Consider the following 20,094-nt stretch of genomic DNA (forward strand, 5'->3'; position numbering starts at 1 on the left):
AAAATTTTTTAATCAATTTTTGAACGATCGGTCATGAAAAGCGAAGCGATCAAGTCCGCTCCGGCGGCATTCGGTGGATCCGTCAGCTGCGCGGCGAGCGCAGCCGTGACCGGTCCCGGCCCGGCCATGGCCGGCATGGCTGTCGCCGCCAAAACGTGGGCGCCCGGCTTTCAGCGCCAGGCGCTCGCGCTCGCCGTGCTGTTCGTCGGCGCCTTTCTCGCGCCGCTCGATTACTTCATCGTCAATCTGGCGCTGCCGTCGATTCACACGGGCCTCAACGCGAGCGACGCGCAACTGCAACTCGTCGTGTCGGCTTATGCGTCCGCCTACGCGGTGCTGCTGATCACGGGGGGCCGCCTTGGCGATCTGTTCGGCCGCCGTCGCATGTTCATGACGGGCATGGCGGCTTTCGTGATCGCGTCGGCGTTATGCGGCTTCGCGACGAGCGGCCACATGCTCGTGATCTCGCGCATCGTGCAAGGCATCGCGGCCGCGGTGATGGCGCCGCAAGTGCTCGCGACGATTCGCGCGGTCGTGCCGTTGCATCAGCAGACGCGCGTGATGAGTCTGTATGGCTTCGTGTTCGGCTTGTCGTCGATCGTCGGGCAACTCGGCGGCGGCGCGCTGATCACGTATCACCCGTTCGGGCTCGACTGGCGCGTGATCTTCCTGATCAACATCCCGATCGGCATCGCGGCGTTCATCGGCACATGGAAGTTCGTGCCGGAGAACCAGCCGGCCACGCATACCGGCGTCGATCTGAAGGGCGTCGCGCTGCTGTCGGCGGTGCTGCTACTCGTCATCTATCCGATGACGCATGGCCGCGAAGCCGGTTGGCCCGCGTGGACCTTCGCCATGTTCGCACTCGCGGTGCCGGTGTTCGCGCTGTTCGTCGCGACCGAGCGGCGCGTCGAGCGCGCTGGCGGCCATCCGCTCGTCGATCTGCAACTGTTCCGCAATCGCGCGTTCGCGCTTGGTCTCGTGCTCGCGTTCCTGTTCTATTGCAATAGCGCGTTCTTCCTGACCTACGGCATCTTTCTGCAAACCGGCCTGCACTGGACGCCGCTCGCGTCGGGCATCGCGATCATGCCGTTCGCGCTCGGCTTCGTGATCGGGCCGTTGACGTCGCCGGCCGTGGTCAAGCGCATCGGCGCCCATGTGCTGACGCTCGGTTTCTCGATGATGACGCTGGGCTTCACGGTGACCGGCTGGTCCGCGACCCAGTCCGCGACGCCCGATCTGCTGTTCTACTGCGGGCTAGTGTGCGCGGGCGTCGGACATGGTCTGCTGTTGCCGTCGATCATGCGCATCGTGTTGCAGGAGGTGGTGCCCGAGAAGGCCGGGCTTGCATCGGGTGTGGTCTCGTCGACGTTGCAGATCGGCTCCGCGTTCGGCACCGCGGCGATCAGCGGCGCGTTCTTCGGGGCGCTCGGCGGCAGTTCGGCACCCGCCTCTTATGCGCACGCGTTCCAGCTGAGCCTCGCTATTAATGCCGTGCTGATGTTCGTCTGTATCGGCCTTAGCGTGCTGCTGGTGCGTCATCAGCAAGGCGTGCGGCGCTCGGTGGCCCCGGCAGTTTGAAATTAATCCGCTGGTAATCGTTTTCATTTGTTGGCTCGCTGAAAAAATCGGTCAATTTGAACGAAGCGGTATAACGAACTGCATGCTATTTACCGGCGATCTACTCGTTCACAGGTAATTCTGATTTAGATCAAACTGGCTCATTCCGATTAACCGCTCGACGACATCACGTCGGCGTTTTTAATCAGATGAAACCGACCTCGCATTTTCTACCGGCCTGCAAACGGCCCGCAGTAAGTGTTGCGTTTGTGCGGTAGCGCACATAGGGTTAGCCGCAAGGTGTCGCGATGATTGTGTTCGGTAATGCGGGGAACCTTTAGCCAGCGAGCATGGATTGCGGGCCTAATGAAAACGGTATCAATAAAAAAGCGCTTGCCGCGTTTAAATTCGATTGTTAATCTGTCTTAACTTTACGTTAGAGTGTACGTTCAACAGGTCGGAGTCGATAAAGCCGGGCTCAACTTAATAAACGCTCAAGATAGGGGGACCCAATATGCTGACCGCTACCATTGACGCATTCCAGACAACATCCGCCGCCCCCTTCAATGTGGGCGACGTCGTCAAGTTAAAAGAAGGGGGCCCGCGCATGACCGTGACGTACGCGGGTCCGGTCGCGCTGAATCCCGGCGACTGGGTGATCTGCGAGTGGTTCGACGAACACGGCGAACTGCGCCACGAAAGCTTTGCCGCGCATGCCGTGCGCGCGGAGCCGCGCTCCATTCCGGCGGGCTCGGTACAGTGGAGTCGCATCGGGCGCGCGGCCTGAGTGACGCCCCTGAGTGACGCCCGTGCACGTCAATCAATCGGTTTCCTGTTGTTCGTATTGCTCGAGCCGCCCGAATCGTTTCAGCGCTTGGGCCGGTCGCGCGCGGCCTCGCGTCGCCGCACGCGCAGCGTCAGCGCCGATGAAAACGCGCGCAAGGTCGACACCTTGCGTGTCTCCACGACGTCCCGCGCGAGGCTCTCCGCCGGATTCGGCTGTAGCGCCCAATACAGTGCGAGCACCCAGCCGAGTACGGTCCAGCCGAGGCACGCATTGAAGAGCGCGAGCGTCAGCACGTCGCGGCGCTTGCGCCGGTCCGCGATGATCGCCGGCAGAAAATACAGCGCCAGCGCGAACGCCGCGCCGATGGCCTGAACGGCCACGTTGCCACCCATACCAGCTCCTGATGCGCGATGCATATAGCGATTGTCGCGCGAATGGCGGCCGCGCGTCTCGCACCTGCGCATTCCAGTCTCCACTCCAATCACCGCAAGGGGTTCAGCCCGACACGCATCGGGACTATCATGATCGTTTCGACCGAACAGTACTTCACGGACCCGATCATGATCAGCGACGACACGACCCAGCAGGCTCAACTCAACCCGGACACGCTACGAGAATTTGTCGAGCGCAAGTGGAACGACGAGATCGTGCCCGCGCTGACGGACTACATCGCGGTGCCGGCCAAGAGTCCGGCGTTCGATCCCGACTGGGCGAAACACGGTTATCTGGAGCGCGTGATCACCGACGCCGCACAATGGGCCGAGCAGCAACCGGTGCGCGGCCTGAAGCTCGAGGTGATCCGCCTGCCGGGCCGCACGCCGGTGATCTTCTTCGAGACGGCCGCGACGCGCTCGGGCAGCGACCAAACCATCGTGCTCTATGGCCACCTCGACAAGCAGCCCGAGTTCGATGGCTGGCGCAACGACCTCGGTCCGTGGACGCCGAAGTTCGAAGACGGCAAGCTCTACGGCCGCGGCGGCGCGGACGACGGCTACGCGATCTATGCGAGCCTGACGGCGCTCGCCGCGCTCGATGCGCAGGGTGTCGAGCGGCCGCGCTGCGTCGGGCTGATCGAAACCTGCGAGGAGTCGGGCAGCTACGATCTGCTGCCCTACGTCGACGCGCTGCGCGAGCGGCTCGGTAACGTCGGGCTCGTCGTGTGTCTCGACTCGGGCGCGGGCAATTACGATCAGCTGTGGCTGACCACGTCGCTGCGCGGACTCGTCGGCGGCGATCTCGAAGTGCAGGTGCTCGACGAAGGGATTCACTCGGGCGTCTACGGCGGCATCGTGCCGTCGAGCTTCCGCATCATGCGGCAACTGTTTGATCGTCTCGAAGACTCCGCGAACGGCACGCTGCTGCCGAAGGGCTTCCACTGCACGGTGCCGGCCGATCGTCTGCGCGAAGCGGAGGCCGCCGCAAAGATTCTCGGCGATGACGTCTGGAAGAAGATGCCGTGGGCGTGCGGCCAGGACGGCCGTCAGGTGCTGCCCACCACGACCGATCCGCGCGAGGCGCTGCTCAATTCGACGTGGCGTCCGTCGCTGTCGGTGACGGGCGCGGCTGGCTTGCCCGCGCTCGCCGACGCCGGCAACGTGCTGCGTCCGCGCACGGCGTTCAAGCTGTCGCTGCGGCTGCCGCCGACCATCGAAGCGGAGAAGGCGGTCGCCGAACTGAAGGCGCTGCTCGAATTCGATCCGCCGTACAACGCGAAGGTCACGTTCAAGCCGGATGCGGGCGCGGCGAGCGGCTGGAACGCACCGGAGGTCGCGCCATGGCTCGCCACCGCGCTCAACGATGCGTCGCGTCAGCACTTCGGCGCCGACGCGGCTTACATGGGTCTCGGCGGCACGATCCCGTTGATGAACGTGCTGAAGGCGGGCTTCCCGAAGTCGCAGTTCATGGTGTGCGGCGTGCTCGGGCCGAAGTCGAACGCACATGGGCCGAACGAGTTCCTGCACGTGCCGTACGGCAAGAAGCTGACGGCCGCGGTTGCCGAAGTGATTGCCGCGGCGCCGTGAGTTCTGGTTTCGTTTGAGTGGGGCTCGGGCGTCACCCGGGCCCGCTGTTTATTGATGCTGCTTTGATGTAGCTGTTTTTCCCGCCGTTTCATTCCTCCCGTTCGAACCTCACCGACACGCTGAATGACCGACTCCCAGACTGCCCAAACCACCACGCCCCGGATTCCGGCCGATCAACTGCATGCCTACGTCAGGGCGATCTGGGAGCGAGCGGGCAGTACGCCGCGCGAAGCGGAGCTGGTGGCCGATCATCTGGTGGCCGCGAATCTGACCGGGCACGACTCGCACGGCGTCGGCATGATCCCGCGCTATGTCGAATCGCTCGCCGACCGGCAACTGCAACTGAATCGACACGCCGACGTCGTGAAGGACGCGGGCGCGGTACTGACCGTCGAAGGCGGCAAGGGCTTCGGTCAGGTGATCGCGTTCGAGGCGATGGAGCGGGGCATCGAGCGCGCGCGGCGGCTCGGCGTCTGCGCGGTGGGCTTGCGCGGCGCGCATCATATCGGCCGCATCGGGCATTGGGCCGAGCAGTGCGCGCGCGCCGGGCTAGTGTCGTTTCACTTCGTCAACGTGGCGGGCGATCCGCTCGTCGCGCCATTCGGCGGCGCGGACCGGCGCATCGGCACGAATCCGTTCTGCGCCGCTTATCCGCGGCCAGGCAAACCGCCGCTGGTGCTCGACTTCGCGACCAGCACGATCGCGTTTGGCAAGACGCGCGTCGCTTATAACCAGGGCAAGCACACACCACCCGGCGCGTTGATCGATCACGAAGGCATGCCGACGCTCGAACCGAAAGTCATGCACGAAGCGCCGTTCGGCGCGCTCACACCGTTCGGTGGCTACAAGGGTTTCGGGCTCGCGGCGATCTGCGAGATTTTCGGCGGCGCGCTGTCGGGCGGCTTCACGACACATGCGGACACGCTCGGTACCACGCACGCGATCATCAACTGCATGCTATCGGTGATCATCGATCCCACCGCATTCGACGCGCCCGATGCGCAAGCCGAAGCCGATGCGTTCCTTGCGTGGGTGAAGGCGTCGCCGCTCGCGGCGGGCGCGGAGCGCATCTACGAACCCGGCGAGCCCGAGCGCGTGACGCGCGCGCAGCGCGAGGCCGCCGGCATTCCGATCGACGCGGCGACGTGGACGCAAATCCACTCCGCGGCGCGCGCCGTCGGGATGAATGAAGACGAAGTGGGTGGTTGGTCCGCGCGCCTCGGCTGAAGCGCGCGACAGCAGGGCTCAGGCAATCAGCCTGAGCTTGCGCCTATCGAGCAGCCAGCGCTCGAACTCGATGGCGGGCATCGGCTTCGCATACAGGAAGCCCTGCACGTAATCGACGCCGAGCCCCTTCATGAAGGCTTCTTCCGCCTCGGTTTCGATCCCTTCGGCGACCACCTGGAAATCGAGTTCCTGCGCGACGGCGACCATCGAGCGCACCAGCGCCTGTGCCTTCATATCCGCGTGGATCGAGCGCGTGAAGCTGCGGTCGAGCTTGATCACGTCGAGTGGAATACGGCCGAGTTGCGACAGCGACGAGTAGCCGGTGCCGAAGTCGTCCAGATGCACTTGCGCGCCGAGTTGGCGGAACTGCTTGATCAGCTCGATCGCGGCCGCTTCGTTTTCGATCAGGCAGCTTTCGGTCAGTTCGAGGTCGACGAGGCATGGATCGAGACTCGCGTGCTGCAATGCCTCGGTGAAATGGCGGACTACGGCTGTATCCGTGAGCTGTCGCGCCGACACGTTGATCGCGACGCGCAGCTCGTAGCCGGCCGCTTTCCAGCGGGCCGCCTGTTTCGCTGCGGTTTCCATCACCCAGCGGCCGAGCACGCCGATCAGTCCGGATTCCTCGGCATAACGGATGAATTCCGCCGGCATGATCTGGCCGCGTTCGGGCGAATTCCAGCGCACCAGCGCTTCCGCGCCTTGCACGGCGCCCGTCGCGAGGTTCAACTTTGGCTGATAGTGCAGCGCGAACTGGCCTTCCTCGAGTCCGCGGCGCAGATTCGTGTCGAGCCACATGAACTCCGCGACGCGGCGGTTCATGTCCGGCGAGAACACGCGATGCGTGCGCTTGCCTTCGTCCTTCGCGACGTACATCGCCGTGTCGGCCGAACGGATCAGCGATTCGAGGGTTTCGCCATGCTCGGGCGAACGCGCGATGCCGATCGAGCAGCCGGTATAGACCTCGACGAGCCCGACAGCGAACGGCATGCGCATTTGATCGAGAATGCGCAGCGCGGTGTTTTCCAGGTCATGCGCGGAGCCCTTCGCCGCGAGCACGATGAACTCGTCGCCGCCCAGACGCGCGAGCGAGTCGCCCGGATTCAGGCAGTTGCGGATCGCGTCCGAGACGTCGCAGATCAGCCGGTCGCCGAACACGTGGCCGTAGTGATCGTTGACCTTCTTGAAGTTGTCGAGATCGAGAAACAGGACGCCGACTGTTTCGCCCGGCGCGGCCTGTTCGATCGCGATCCGGATGCGCTCCTGGATCGCGTTGCGATTGGCGAGGCCAGTGAGCGGGTCGGTGGTGGCCTGCTCGATCAGGCGGTCCTGCGCGAGCCGTTGTTCGGTGATGTCGGTGCCCGAGCAGATCAGGAACTGGTCTTCGATGCCGCTGCCGCTGCGCACGAATTTGTTGCGAAACAGGAACAGCCGTTCGCCGTGCACAGTTTTGATGCGCCGTTCGATCTCGTACGGTTCGCCACGATTGAAAAAGTTCGCGCTGACCTCGTTCGAGACTCCGCCGTCGTCGGACGACATGAACAGCGTCCAGACGCTGCGGCCGATGATGTCCTCTTCCCTGAGCCCGGTCAGCTCCTCGGCGAGCCGGTTGAAGCGCTGTATCCGGCCGTTCCGGTCGACGATCACGACGACCGAATTGACCTCCGAGACGACCTGTTCAGCGAACGACAGACCGTGCAGCAGCGCTCGCGCGACGGATTCGGTGTCGCCATCGGCCGACGCCGTGCCGCCCCAGCGATGACAATCGAGTTTCTTGCCGACCAGATGCAGCCGCAGCGGCGCGCCGTCGAGCTGAACGTCGACGACGACGTGGGAGGTCACGCCGCTCAGCGCGCGGACCTGGGAGGCTTGAGAAGAGGTGAGGGAAATGGCGACGCCGGCAGTCGCTTGGCCGTGCGCAGGCACGAGTTCCAGCGTGTCGCTGGCCGCCGCCAGGCTCCAGCGAGGGCTGCTCGTGCGGAACCGCGCGTGAAGCACCTGGTCGTGTAGCTCGTCGCTCATGGAATCCCCGGAGTGTGCCGGCGGTCCCTATCAAGGCGGGCGGCGGCAGACAGTCTTCCTCATACCAAATTGAAACTGCCTCATTGTATCTAAGCGTGACAATTCGAGCGAAGAATCATTAACGTTTTGCTAATCAAGGGTATGGGCCGGCGCGGCCGCGCGCGGCGGCATTATCGCGCGGCAAAACGGCGCCACGACGACGTCGCTAGAGGCGGCGCGCCAGCAGCACGCGCGCGCGTTCGCGTTCGGGCGGGTTGGCGTCGAACGCCGCGTCGAACTGGAACTTGCCGGCCACCAGCGTGGCCGCCGCCACGCCGTCGCGATACAGCACGCGGTTTCCGGCCACGGCCGGCACCTTGTCGCCGACCAGCAGCGTGCCGACGAGATTCAGCGGATCGGTCCCAGCAACGCAGATAAGAGCACCGTCGTGCGGCTGCCGGCGCACCTCGCGCAGCAGCGGAATCGCCTCGGGCAGCGCGAACTGCTCGCCCGCGAGCCCGTTGACGAACCGCCCGCCGCGGATCACGCCGCGCGCCTCGAGCCGCTGCAGAACGCGCAGCAGATCGCGCCACGGCGGAAGCCATTCGGCCTCGCGTTCGAGCACGCGCCAGAACACGACACCGTAGCGGCGCAGCAACGTCATTGCGACGTGTTCGAGCGCCTCGGGCGGCAACTGGCGCCGCCGCTCGGGTGGATTTTCCGGCGCGACGGCCGACGGACGGCTCACGAGCGCCCAACGCCCCGCGTCGTCCATGCCGCCGATCAGCGCGCTCGCTCGCGCGCGCCGGCTGCTGGAAAACGCGTTGCGTTTGGCGACCGGCTTCAGCAACGCGCGCAAGCCCGCGAAGCTGTCGGAGTTCGCGAGGCCGGCCGCGACCAGCTCGCCGAGCGCGTTTTCGAGCTCCATGCGCAGCACGCGCACCTCGGCGAGCAGTTCGTCGAAGAACATCGCGCCGTGTTGCGCGAGGGTGTCGTGCACGCTTTGCGCGAGCGCCGACAACTCGACCTGACGCGCCGGATCGAGCAGCGCGCGCCACGCACGCAACTGGGCGCGCGGCAGCAGCACGATCGGCGTGCCGCGGACCGGACCGGCGGCGCCGCGCGCCCGCTCGGTCAGGCGGGTCCAGACGATCTTGCCGGCGCGGCATAGCTCATCGAGCGAACTGCTGGCGTAGGCACGCACGCGCGCGGGCAGGATGTCTTCCTCCCACGCGCCGGCCGCGGCCTGGAAGCCTTCGAGCTGGTCGAGCGCGGCGGCGAGCGCGTCGCGGCCTTCGGCTCGTGTCGTCGGCGTCAGATGCTGCCATTCGAACAGGAAGCGCATGAAGTCGTGCCGCTCGACCGGCTCTATCTCACGCCGCAGCCGCCTCACCGTGTAGCGGTGGATGCGGGCGAGCAGGTGTCGTTCGCACCATTCCTCGGTGCTCGTGTGCGGCGTGAAGCGGCCGCGCAACAAATAGCCTTCGGCTTCGAGCCGGATCAGCGCCTGTTCGATCCGGTCGGCCGGCAAACCGAGCGGACGCGCGATCGCCTCGACCGTCAGCGGGCCGAAGCCGGTCAGCCGCGCGCGCAACACGTCGACGAGCGCATCGTCGGCGCTCCAGCTCTCGGTGTAGCCCTTCGGGGCGCTCAGCGGCGGCGTGTAGCGATTGCGCGCGATGCCGGGGTACAGCGCTTCGAAGCAGGTCAGGCGTTCGGCGGGCAGCCACAGTGCGCTGTCGCTGTCGCTGGCGTCGTCGTTGCCCGTGCTCGCGTTGGCTTGCGCGGCCAGCGGCAAGCGCGTCGCCCGGCCGGCTTTCGCCAACGCCGCCAGCAGCGTCGGCCAATCCTCGTGCGCGAGCGCCTCGGCCCCGGTGATGCACGCGAGGCCCGTCAGCGCTTCGTGCATTTCGTCGGCGTTGCGCGCCTGCGGCCACGCCTCGTCGCGCACGCTGTCGATCGCGGCGGCGTCGAGCGCGCCAAGATCGTCGGCGCTTTCAGGGTCCGTCCAACGGCGGTTCAGCACCGCCTGCGTGCGGCGCTCCTCGATCGGCGCGTCGTCGAGATAGGCGTAGGGCTTCGCGGTCAGGATTTCGGCGGCGAGCGGTGACGGCGCCGGCAGATCACGCGCGACGAGCCGCAACTCGCCGCGCTCGATGCGGCGCAGCAGCGCGAGCCAGCGTTCGCTGTCCATCGCGTCGTGCAGACAGTCGTCGATGGTTTGGTCGACTAAGGGGTGGCGCGGCACCTCGCGTTCGCCGACGACGTTCTCCAGACACGCGGCCTGCTCGGGAAACACGCTCGCGAGCAGATCCTCGCTGCGCATGCGCTGCAGTTGCGGCGCGGTCTTGCGGCCGCCCGTGTAGCGCGGCAGGCAGAGCGCGGTCGTCGCGTTCCAGCGCCAGCGCACGCCGAACAACGGCGCATCGAGCAGTGCCTGGATCAGCAGACGTTCGGCGCTGTTCGAGTGCAGATAGCGCCAGACCTCGTCGAGCGCGAACGAATGGCTGCCGGTCAGCGACAGCACGATCGCGTCTTCGGTGGCGGCGGCCTGCAACTCGAAGTTGAAGCTGCGGCAGAAGCGTTTGCGCAGCGCGAGCCCCCACGCGCGGTTCACGCGGCTGCCGAACGGCGAGTGGATCACGAGCTGGGTGCCGCCCGATTCGTCGAAGAAGCGCTCCATCACCAGCGTGCTCTGCGTCGGCAGTACGCCGAGCGCGGCGCGCGCACGCGCCAGGTATTCGACGATCTGGCGCGCGGCGGGCTCGCCGAGCGTGAGGTCGTCGGCGAGCCAGGCGATGGCGTGGTCGAGGCGCGCGGCGGCGGGTTCGGCTTCGCTCGCGGGCAACGTGGCTGCGGCGGTTGCGGACGCCGTGATGGTCTGCGTCGCGCGCTGCGCCCCGGCAGCTTTCGCTTTGCGTCCTTGCTTTGCCGCGGATTTCGCGGGCGTTGCGGCTGCTTCGAATTGCGCCGCGGCGATTGGCACCGACGCAACCGCGTGTGACGCCTGCTCGCCCTCCGTCAGCAAACGCTCGACCTGCTCCCGCAATCTCGCGACCGCGAATGACAGCTCGTCGCTGCGCCCCGGCGCCTCACCGAGCCAGAACGGAATGTTCGGCGGTTGCCCTTGTGCGTCCTCGACCCGCACCCGGCCACTCTCGATTCGCAGAATCCGGTACGACGCGTTGCCGAGCTGGAACACGTCGCCGGCGAGGCTTTCGACCGCGAAGTCCTCGTTGACGGTGCCGATGTTGATCGCCTGCGGCTCGAGCACGACCGCGTAATCGGCGTTTTCGGGGATCGTGCCGCCCGACGTTACGGCGACCAGCTTGCCGCCGCGCCGGCCGCGCAGCGTGCCGCTTACCGCATCGCGATGCACATACGCGGCGCGCGGACCGTGGCGGCTCGTGTAGCCCTCGGCGAGCATGCGCAGCACCGCGTCGTATTGCTCGCGCGACAGATCCGCGTACGGCGCGGCGCGCCGCAGCATGTCGAACAGCGCATCCTCGCTCCACTCGGCGCTCGACACTTCCGCGACGATCTGCTGCGCGAGCACGTCGAGCGGCGCGCGCGGGATGCGCAGCGCATCGAGTTCGCCACGCCGCACGCAATCGAGCAGCGCCGCGCATTCAAGCAGGTCGTCGCGCGAGGCGGGAAAGAGCCGCCCCTTCGGCATGCCGCCGACGTGGTGGCCCGAGCGGCCGACGCGTTGCAGGAACGGCGCGATCGCGCGTGGCGAACCCATCTGGCAGACGAGGTCGACGTCGCCGATATCGATGCCCAGTTCGAGCGAAGCGGTCGCGATCAGCACGCGCAGCTCGCCGCGTTTCAGTCGCTGTTCGGCGTCGAAACGATGTTCTTTCGCGAGACTGCCGTGATGCGCGGCGACCGCGTCCTTGCCGAGCCGCTCGGTCAGATGACGCGCGGCGCGCTCGGCCATCCGGCGCGTGTTGACGAAGATCAGCGTCGTGCGGTGCTGCGCGACCAGTTCGGCGAGCCGGTCGTAGATACGCTCCCAGACTTCGTTGGCCATCACCGCTTCGAGCGGCACCGGCGGGATCTCGAGCGCGAGGTCGCGCGCGCGGACGTGGCCGACGTCGATTACCGCGCACTCGGCCGGTACGTCGCTCTCCAGGCTCGCGCCGCCGACCAGAAACCGCGCGACCGCGCTGACCGGCTTTTGCGTCGCCGACAGCCCGATGCGCGGCAGGCGCCGGGCGCAGAGGGCGTCGAGCCGTTCGAGGCTCAGCGCGAGATGACTGCCGCGCTTGCTGCCGGCGAGCGCATGAATCTCATCGACGATCACCGTGCGCACCGTTGCCAGCATGCGGCGGCCAGAATCCGAGCCGAGCAGCACGTACAGCGACTCGGGCGTCGTCACGAGAATGTGCGGCGCGCGCTTTTTCAACGCATTGCGTTCCTGCTGCGTGGTGTCGCCGGTGCGCACCGCGGTGCGAATGTCGAGCGGCGGCAGGCCGAGCCTGTCGAGTTCGGCGGCGATGCCTTGCAGCGGCAGTTGCAGATTCAGGCGGATGTCGTTCGAAAGCGCCTTCAGCGGCGACACGTAGACGACCAGCGTTTCGTCGGGCAGTGTGCCGCCGTTCGCGAGGCCTTGCGACACCAGCTCGTTCAGCGCGGACAGGAATGCGGTCAGCGTCTTGCCGGAGCCCGTCGGCGCGGCGACCAGCGTCGAGCGGCCGCTACGGATCTGCGGCCACGCGGCGGCTTGTGCGTCGGTCGGGGCGTCGAAGGATTGCTGGAACCAGTTGGCGACGGCTGGGTGAAAACCGTCGAGTGCCTGCTGGGCTGGCGCGGCGGGGCGCGCCGCGCTCGCGGTGGAGTGGGCCTTGCGGGAACGGGGCGCCGCGTCGAGTGCGGCGGAAGTTTTTGCCGAAGTCATGCTTGTGTAGATGAGGGCGGCGCGGGGGATATCCAGTCAGTACCGGCCAATGTCGACCGTTTTGGCGGTTGCGGGTCATTCCACGCTGACGGCGCAACAGCGGTCAGTCTCGCAGGTTTTCGCCGCTCGTGCGCGGCGCATCGGGCTTCGCGCCGCTGCTGGAATTCGTAGTTTTTTGCCGCGTGTGTGCCTCTCCTGCCAGTCTCCGCCAATTGCAGTACGCTTGACGACTCTTCCTGCACCCACGAAGGAGCGTCGACGATGCGATATAACCAGTTGGGCCGTACCGGTGTGTTTGTTTCAGAGTTGTGTTTGGGCACGATGACCTTCGGCGGTGGCGAAGGCATCTGGCGGCAGATCGGCGATCTGCAGCAGAACGACGCGGAGCGGCTGGTCGGCCGGGCGCTCGACGCGGGCATCAATTTCATCGACACAGCCGACGTTTACGCGGGCGGCCTGTCCGAGCAGATCACCGGCCAGGCGCTGAAGAATCTGCAAGTACCGCGCGACAAGGTCGTGATCGCGACCAAGGTGTTCGGCCAGACCGGCGAGTTCGCAAACGCGCGCGGCGCGTCGCGCTATCACATCCTCGACGGCATCAAGGCGAGCCTGAAGCGTCTGCAACTCGATCACGTCGACCTGTATCAGATCCACGGTTTCGATCCGGCCACGCCGATCGAAGAAACCGTGCGCGCGCTCGATACGCTTGTGCAGCACGGCCACGTGCGCTACGTCGGCGTGTCGAACTGGGCCGCGTGGCAGATCGCGAAGGCGCTCGGCATCGCCGAGCGGCTCGGCACCGCGCGCTTCGAAACGCTGCAGGCGTATTACACCCTCGCGGGCCGCGATCTCGAACGCGAACTCGTGCCGATGCTGCAAAGCGAAGGCCTCGGCCTGATGGTGTGGAGTCCGCTCGCGGGCGGTTTGCTGAGCGGCAAATATGGACGCGAGCAGCAGGCCGAGGCGGGCAGCCGTCGCACGAACTTCGATTTTCCGCCGGTCGATCGCGAGCGCGCGTATGACTGCATCGACGTGATGCGCGAAATCGCTGCAGCGAAAAACGTATCGGTCGCGCAGATCGCGCTGGCGTGGCTGCTGCATCAGCGTGTCGTCAGCACGGTCATCGTCGGCGCGAAGAAAATCGAGCAGCTCGACGACAACATCGCAGCGACCAACGTCGCGCTATCCGCCGATGAGCTCGCGAAGCTGGCCGAAGTCAGCGCGCTGCCGGCGGAGTACCCCGGCTGGATGCTGGAGCGGCAGGGCGAGCAACGCCGGCAGCAACTGGCCGAGGTTCGGCACGTCGTGCAGCGATAACGCGACGACGTACTCGCGTTCGCCCTGGAAGCCTGAATCTTCATCGATGGGCCGCGCGAGTTTCATGCTCGCGCGCGTGGGGCTGAGGCGGTCGACTGGAAAAACCGCCAACTCGTGAAGACGATCGACCGCTCTCAGGTTCTCCGCGGCCATTTCGTTTCGGCACTCGCTCAGGTCTCGACGTCCGCGAGACTGAAAGTCTCCGTCTTGTCGTTGTACGAGAAGATTTCCGCGTAACGACCCCAGTCGATCACCGCATCGAGTGTCTCCTGCGCTGCGCTGTCGGACAGCAGGTCCTCGAGTTCCTGCTCGAAGCGCACGCGCGGCGCGCGATGTCCGGGCCGTTCGTTGAGCACCTTTCTGATTCGCGCGGCGAGCGGCACGCGCTGCAATAGATGATCGGCGAACATGATCTTGCGCTCCTGCGTGCTGCCCTCGGCGAATCGATGCGCGGGTGGCGTCAGGAACACGTCACCCTCGCTGACTTCGGCAAAGCCGAGCTGCTGCAGCATCTCCGCGATCGGGAACAGTTCGTCGACTTCCAGCTGCAGTGTGCGCGCGATGTCGGGCATGTCGGCGCGGCCGTTGTAGGGCGCTGCAGCGAGCGTTTCGAGCAGACCGGCCATCAGGTTGATCGACACGTTCGGCAACCAGCTGCCGGGTTCGAGTTCGCGTTTGGCCGCGGTGTCGCTGCGGCGCGCGGTCATCTTCGCGTAGATTTCGTCGACGAGCGCGCGAAAATCCGGGTCGAGCCGGTTGCGCGGATGCGCGAACGGCACTACGGTCTGGGCCACCACGCGCCCGGGGTTCGACGACAGCACGAGAATGCGATCGCACATGAATACGGCTTCCTCGATGTTGTGCGTGACGATCAGCACCGACTTGATCGGCATGCGGTCCTGGTTCCACAGGTCGAGCAGGTCGGTGCGCAGCGTTTCGGCGGTCAGCACGTCGAGCGCGGAGAACGGCTCGTCCATCAGCAGGATGGTCGGATCGACGACGAGCGCGCGCGCGAAGCCGACGCGCTGCCTCATGCCGCCCGAGAGTTCGCGCGGATACGCGTTTTCGAAACCATCGAGGCCGATCAGATCGATCGCGGCGAGCGCGCGCGTGCGCCGCTCCTCGACGCCGACGCCGAGCGCCTCCAGCCCCGCTTCGACGTTCTGCAGCACCGTCAGCCATGGAAACAGCGCGAAGCTCTGGAACACCATCGCGACACCCTCGGCGGGACCGTCGAGCGGCTTGTCCAGGTAGGTCACATTGCCGCTCGTCGGCCGGATCAGACCGGCGATGATGCGCAGCAGCGTCGACTTGCCCGAGCCCGAGCGGCCGAGCAGTCCGACGATTTCGCCCTCGTGCAGCGTCAGATTGACGTCGTCGAGCACCAGCAGGTCGCTCTGGTTTTTATGGAAGCCGCGGCTCACGTGCTCGATGTTCAGCACTTGCGCGCCCACGCGCGGCGACGACTGGAGCCGGTCGGCGGGAATGGCTTGAATGACGTTTTGCATGGGTTCACTCCTGGTCGAGTCGCAGCCTGATTTCGGCAAAGGCATACAGGGGGCGCCACAGCGCGCGGTTGAATAGCGTGACGAATAGCGACATCACGGCGACGCCAAGGATGATCTTCGGAAAATCGCCCGCGGCGGTCGTCTCGGCGATATAGGCGCCGAGGCCGTGCGCGACCACATTGGTATCGCCCCACTGGACGCACTCGGACACGATGCTCGCGTTCCACGCGCCGCCCGATGCGGTGATCGCGCCAGTTACGTAGTAAGGGAATACGCCCGGCAGCATCAGCTGGCGCCACCATTGCCAGCCCCGGATGCGGAAATTGATGGCCGCCTCGCGGTAGTCGTTCGGATAGGCGGTCGCGCCCGCGATCACGTTGAACAGGATGTACCACTGCGTGCCGAGCACGATCAGCGGCGACAGCCAGATATCCGGATTCAGATGAAAGCGCACGATCACGATCACGAACACCGGGAACAGCAGGTTCGCGGGGAACGCGGCGAGAAACTGCGCGAGCGGCTGGACCTTCTCGGCGAGCGCCGGACGCAGGCCGATCAACACGCCAATCGGTACCCAGATCACCGAGGAGATCGCGATCAGCACGGCGACACGCAGTAGTGTGATGAGCCCGAGCACGAACACGTGACCGACCTCGTCGAGCGTGACGCCGGCACGCACATAGGCGACGACGCGATAGATCGCATAGACCGTCAGCACGAATACGAGCACGCCGCACACGATGTCCCCCACGCGCGTCGATTTCTCGCCGCGCGGTCCGCTGGCGCGTCGCGCGCTCGCGAAAGGTACACGGAACGGAATGCGTGCGGTGGTCGCGAGCATCACGCCCGCTGGCGTCAGCAACTGATGAATCAGACGTGTGCGCCGCATCGTGTCGAGCAGCCAGGACTGCGGCGCGTTGCCCGAAGTCGTGGTCTCCATGCGGAACTTGTCGGCCCACGCGACGAGCGGACGGAACAGCAACTGGTCATAGGCGAGAATCACGACCGTCATCGCGAGGATGACCCAGCCGATCGCGTGCAGGTTCTTGTCGCTGATCGCCTGCGCCAGGTAGGCGCCGATGCCCGGCAGCGTAATCGTGTTATTGCCGACCGTAATCGCCTCGGAAGCCACGACGAAGAACCAGCCGCCCGACATCGACATCATCATGTTCCAGATCAGGCCGGGCATCGAGAACGGCACTTCGAGTTTCCAGAAGCGCTGCCATGAAGTCAGTTGAAAGCCGCGCGAGACTTCGTCGAGATCGCGCGGCACCGTGCGCAGCGACTGATAGAAGCTGAACGTCATGTTCCACGCCTGGCTCGTGAAGATCGCGAAGATCGCGGCGAGTTCGGCGCCGAGCACGCGGCCCGGGAACATCGCGAGGAAGAACGTGACCGTGAACGAGATGTAGCCGAGCACCGGCACCGACTGCAGGATGTCGAGAATCGGCACCAGCACGAGACCGGCGCGGCGGCTCTTGGCGGCCAGCGTCCCGTAGACCAGCGTGAAGATCAGCGACGCGACCATCGCCGCGAGCATGCGCAGCGTGGTGCGCATCGCGTACTCGGGCAGGTTGGCCGGATCGAGCGAGATCGCCTGCGTGTTGAGCGTCGACATCGGCGCGAGCGTCTCGTGAAAGCCGATCGACGCCATCGCGATCAGGCAGATGATCAGCGGGAACGCGACGAAGTCCCATCCGTTTGGACGCAGCCGTCGTGCGGATGCATTGGCGGTGCGGTTCAGGTTGAAACCGAACTCCATCAGTAACCTCCGGGGCCGTGGGTATCTGCGCACAGCGAAGTCGTGCCGCCGTACAGGGCGGCGACACATGCATCGATTCGCGAGGGATTGTTGAGTTGGAACATGACGAATCGCAAGTTGATGAAAGGCCTCATTCAGCAAGCAACGGCCACGACGAGGCAACGCCACCATCTTTCGATAATGGCGTTGATTCGTGACAGAAACCTGGCAGGACTTAAGAGAGCAGCGACCCGATTCGGCGCCACAGCGTGACAAGCCGATTCGATCGGACCGGATCGAGCGACAGAAGCGACTCGTAGTGAGCGCGCGACTCGTTGCGATAGGGCAGATGCGGCAAAAGCAGAGCGAAATACATGACGTTTCTCCGCGCGTCGTATGTGACGCGGCAAGCGGAAAGCGGGCAGACGGTCCAACGTCGCACGCTTGGCGCGGCGTCAGGTTGCTAGCTGCTTTCCTTCTCTAAGGCTGAAGGGAAGGGGCATAAACAACAACTGTCACTGTCGGGCATGGGGCTCCTCGTCGGGTTGAACTGCGCTCAGGCACGCAGCGTGGTTTTACCGGCCTCGCCAGAACCCGCGACCAGGCGCGGATATCGGCGAGCGTCGGCCGCAAACCCGAAGGCTTGCGAGGGCGTGCCAGTGCGGACGAGCGAAGGCCGCGTCCACATGGCGCTCATGATCGAGGTGCACGAAGAAGATTTGCTACGGCGCGCACCGTTCTGCCTGCTGGCGGAACGGCGGCGCGGGGAAGGGGCGCGGACGTTCTGCCGGTCAGGCAGTGAAACTGTTCGAAGATCGACTACTGCAGGTGTCCAAGGCATCAGCCCCATTTGAGAAGACGGGCGAATTCTAGACGCGGTAAAAACCCGGAGTCAACCAGATTCTGTAAGCAGAGCCAACATTTATCGACGAAGGCTTGCGCAACGAGTTCGAGAATCATTGCGTGCCGCCCCGAGAACCCGACGTTGTCTTGATGCGTTTTTTACTTGCGCTTTTTCGGGCGACGTCAATACAATCCGCCCCAACGTATCGAAGGAGTCACCCATGGACGCATGTTCAGGCAGTGGAAGTCCGATGCCGGCCAGCGCCGGCAACACAACCGCGAGATAGTCGCCGCAGGTTCACTCCTTCGCCGCTAACTCGCCCCATTCGGGTTAGCGCGCTTCAATTCTGACCGGCCTTTGCTGCCGGTTTTCCGTAGCACGCTTCCTCTTTTCTGACCGTCGTCTGCAACCTCTGCTTGAAGAGGCGGTTGCGCTTTCGCGTTGCGCTCGTTGTGCGCCGGAGTGCGTCACGGTAACGTCGCTGGCTCGCGCAAGCTTGCATGCCGGGAATGAATTGAACACACGTTCGCCACCTGCGTGTGCGAACAACATCGGAGCGATCCGCCTATAACTTCAACCCCAGATACGTGATGGAAAATATCTACAAGCGCAGACCGCAGAGCTCCGGCGGTGCCATCGCCGTGAGCGCGGTTCTTTCTCTCGGCCTCGTTCCTTGCGCGTTCGCGCAGACACCCGGCGAAGCCGCGCCGACGCAAGCGGCGCCATCGACTGCACCGTCCGCACCGGCTCCCGGCGCCACGGACAATGCGGCGCCCACCGATCAGAGCGTCGCCGCGCCCACGGGATTGTGGGAGCGCTCGAACCTGCTCGGCGACATCGGCGGTTTGCGTCCGTGGCTCGGCAACTACGGTGTGACTTTCAATCTGCAGGAGACCGGCGAGTACATGGGCAACCTCTCGGGCGGGACGAATCGCGGCGGTGCTTATCAAGGCTTGACCGAGTTCGGACTCGTCGTCGATACGCAAAAGGCGTTTGGATTGCCAGGCGGCACTTTCAACGTGTCCGGTCTGCAGATTCACGGCACGAGCCTGACCGCCAGAAATCTGCAAACGCTGCAAACCGCGAGCGGCATCGAAGCCGACGCCGCGACCCGTCTGTGGGAACTGTGGTATCAGCAGTCGCTCGGCAACGTCGACGTGAAGATCGGTCAGCAGAGTCTCGATCAGGAGTTCATGGTCAGCCAGTACGCGGCCACCTTCATGAACGCGACGTTCGGTTGGCCAGTGCTGCCGTCCGTCGATCTGCCGGCGGGCGGCCCAGCCTATCCGCTGTCGTCGCTCGGCGTGAGGGCGCGGGCGTCGTTCGCGAACGGAGTAACCGTGTTGGGCGGCGTATTCGACGGCAATCCGGCGCCAGGCGTTGGCGATCCGCAAAAGCTCAACGCGAGCGGCACGAACTTCAATCTCGGCAACGGCGTGCTCGTGATCGGCGAACTGCAGTACGCGATCAACCAGCCGTCGGCGAATGCGTCCGATCCGAAGCCGGCCGGCCTGCCGGGCACCTACAAGCTCGGCTTCTGGTACAACAGCAACCACTTCGCGGATCAGGGTTTCGACACGAGCGGCCTGTCGCTAGCGAATCCGGCGAGCAACGGCGTGCCGACGAGTCATCGCGGCAACTACAGCTTCTACGTGGTCGCCGATCAGATGGTGTGGCGCGCGGGCTCCGACAGTCCGCGGTCGCTCGGTGTGTTCGCGCGCATCATGGGTGCGCCGGGCGATCGCAATCTGGTCGATCTCGGCGTGAATGCGGGCGTGACGCTCAAGGCGCCGTTCAAGGGGCGCGACAACGACGTGGTCGGGCTCGCGCTCGGCTATGCGAAGATCGGCTCGCACGCGCAGGATCTCGCGAGCGGACAGGCGCTGTACACGCCGGGCTATCCGTCGCGCAGCGCGGAGACGATGCTCGAAGCCACATATCAGTATCAGGTCGCGCCGTGGTGGATGATGCAAGCGGACTTCCAGTACTTCTGGCGGCCGGGGGGCGGAATTCCGGACCCGGACGATTCGTCCCAGCGCATCAGGAACGAAGCGGTTTTCGGTTTGCGCACGACGATTCAGTTCTGAGGAACGGTCATCAGGCTGGTACGCGTGTGATCGATCGCTTCAACAAGGGCCTCGCGCCGCATCGCCTGACTTGACCGGTCGACGCGGCACGTAGGGACTGA

At 65.3% G+C, this 20,094-nt stretch carries 12 protein-coding genes; 6 read left to right on the top strand and 6 right to left on the bottom strand.

Annotated elements, in window-relative coordinates:
• Positions 1–33 precede the first annotated feature (33 nt).
• Both OKW44_RS04180 and OKW44_RS04185 read left to right on the top strand, forming a co-directional pair.
• Entirely contained in the window at positions 34–1,581 is a 1,548-nt protein-coding gene (locus OKW44_RS04180; protein ID WP_018425317.1) for an MFS transporter, read from the top strand.
• Positions 1,582–2,074: 493 nt separating this feature from the next.
• Positions 2,075–2,347 carry a YodC family protein gene (locus OKW44_RS04185; RefSeq protein WP_018425316.1) on the top strand — a complete coding sequence of 91 codons (273 nt, stop codon included), beginning with the start codon at positions 2,075–2,077 and terminating at the stop codon, positions 2,345–2,347.
• A gap of 80 nt (positions 2,348–2,427) precedes the next feature.
• Here the strand turns inward: OKW44_RS04185 and OKW44_RS04190 are convergent, their stop codons facing one another.
• On the bottom strand, positions 2,428–2,739 hold the full coding sequence (locus OKW44_RS04190; RefSeq protein WP_018425315.1) for a superinfection immunity protein: 312 nt from the start codon (positions 2,737–2,739) through the stop codon (positions 2,428–2,430).
• Between the two features lie 168 nt (positions 2,740–2,907).
• Here OKW44_RS04190 and OKW44_RS04195 point away from each other — a divergent pair, with 168 nt between their 5' ends.
• Both OKW44_RS04195 and OKW44_RS04200 read left to right on the top strand, forming a co-directional pair.
• Positions 2,908–4,368: a M20 family metallopeptidase gene (locus tag OKW44_RS04195; RefSeq protein ID WP_026226674.1), complete on the top strand. Its 1,461-nt coding sequence runs from the start codon at positions 2,908–2,910 to the stop codon at positions 4,366–4,368.
• Between the two features lie 123 nt (positions 4,369–4,491).
• Positions 4,492–5,595, top strand: a complete 1,104-nt coding sequence (locus tag OKW44_RS04200; RefSeq protein ID WP_018425313.1) for a malate/lactate/ureidoglycolate dehydrogenase — start codon at positions 4,492–4,494, stop codon at positions 5,593–5,595.
• Positions 5,596–5,613: 18 nt separating this feature from the next.
• On the opposite strand, the gene pdeR is transcribed toward OKW44_RS04200, so the two are convergent.
• Positions 5,614–7,617: a cyclic di-GMP phosphodiesterase gene (pdeR, locus tag OKW44_RS04205; protein WP_018425312.1), complete on the bottom strand. Its 2,004-nt coding sequence runs from the start codon at positions 7,615–7,617 to the stop codon at positions 5,614–5,616.
• A 205-nt stretch (positions 7,618–7,822) separates the two neighbouring features.
• Entirely contained in the window at positions 7,823–12,496 is a 4,674-nt protein-coding gene (locus OKW44_RS04210; RefSeq protein ID WP_018425311.1) for a DEAD/DEAH box helicase, read from the bottom strand.
• A gap of 261 nt (positions 12,497–12,757) precedes the next feature.
• Between OKW44_RS04210 and OKW44_RS04215 the strand changes: the two genes are divergently transcribed.
• Entirely contained in the window at positions 12,758–13,813 is a 1,056-nt protein-coding gene (locus tag OKW44_RS04215) for an aldo/keto reductase (protein ID WP_018425310.1), read from the top strand.
• 170 nt (positions 13,814–13,983) lie between these two features.
• Here the strand turns inward: OKW44_RS04215 and OKW44_RS04220 are convergent, their stop codons facing one another.
• From OKW44_RS04220 to OKW44_RS04230, 3 genes are all read right to left on the bottom strand, one after another.
• Entirely contained in the window at positions 13,984–15,321 is a 1,338-nt protein-coding gene (locus OKW44_RS04220) for an ABC transporter ATP-binding protein (RefSeq protein WP_018425309.1), read from the bottom strand.
• 4 nt (positions 15,322–15,325) lie between these two features.
• Positions 15,326–17,083 (bottom strand): ABC transporter permease, encoded by a 1,758-nt coding sequence (locus OKW44_RS04225; RefSeq protein WP_018425308.1) that lies wholly within the window; start codon positions 17,081–17,083, stop codon positions 15,326–15,328.
• A 214-nt stretch (positions 17,084–17,297) separates the two neighbouring features.
• Positions 17,298–17,438: a hypothetical protein gene (locus OKW44_RS04230; RefSeq protein WP_018425307.1), complete on the bottom strand. Its 141-nt coding sequence runs from the start codon at positions 17,436–17,438 to the stop codon at positions 17,298–17,300.
• 1,058 nt (positions 17,439–18,496) lie between these two features.
• Between OKW44_RS04230 and OKW44_RS04235 the strand changes: the two genes are divergently transcribed.
• Positions 18,497–19,993: a carbohydrate porin gene (locus OKW44_RS04235; protein ID WP_018425306.1), complete on the top strand. Its 1,497-nt coding sequence runs from the start codon at positions 18,497–18,499 to the stop codon at positions 19,991–19,993.
• Positions 19,994–20,094: the final 101 nt, after the last annotated feature.

Source organism: Paraburkholderia lebeckiae, from assembly GCF_050436325.1.
GTDB classification, from domain to species: Bacteria; Pseudomonadota; Gammaproteobacteria; order Burkholderiales; family Burkholderiaceae; genus Paraburkholderia; species Paraburkholderia tuberum.